Consider the following 673-nt stretch of genomic DNA (forward strand, 5'->3'; position numbering starts at 1 on the left):
GGCGAGATGCGGGGTCATCGGCGAGACCAGGCGGACGAGCGTACGGATCGCGTTGCTGCGCGACGCGGAGGGCTTGGCCTTCTCGATCGCATTGACCAGTTCGTAGAGCTTGGCGACGGCCTTGTTGAATTGCAGCGCCTCGATGTCGACGGCGACGCCGGCGATCGTCTGCGCCAGCTTGCGATCGAGCGCTACGTCATTGCMCTCGCCCTGCTCGATCCCATCGACCAGGCGCCACAGCCGCTGGACGAAGCGCCACGAGCCCTCGATTCCGGCCTCGGACCAGGCGAGGTCACGTTCGGGCGGCGAATCGGACAGCATGAACCACCGCGTCGCGTCCGCGCCATATTGGTCGACGATCGGCTCGGGATCGATCGTGTTCTTCTTTGATTTGGACATCTTCTCGGTGCGGCCGACCGTGATCGGTTGCCCCGTGGCGATCTCCTTGCCGTCGCGCACGTCATCGGGGCTCAGCCATTTGCCCTCGATCGACTTATAGGTCTCGTGCGTCACCATCCCCTGGGTGAACAACCCGGCGAACGGCTCGGCGATGTCGAGCATGCCGATATGCTTCAATGCGCGCGTCCAGAAGCGGGCATAGAGCAGGTGCAGGATCGCATGCTCGACCCCGCCGATATATTGCCCGACCGGCAGCCATTGCTCGGCCATCGCG

Annotated in this window: 1 protein-coding gene; it reads right to left on the reverse strand. The window is 64.3% G+C overall.

All coding sequences use genetic code 11. The features are described from left to right. Nucleotides 1–673, reverse strand: a 673-nt coding sequence (locus ACXJLU_RS33510) for a class I tRNA ligase family protein (RefSeq protein ID WP_457338034.1), incomplete at both ends; no start/stop codon positions are given.

This window comes from Rhizobacter sp. P5_C2, assembly GCF_054049715.1.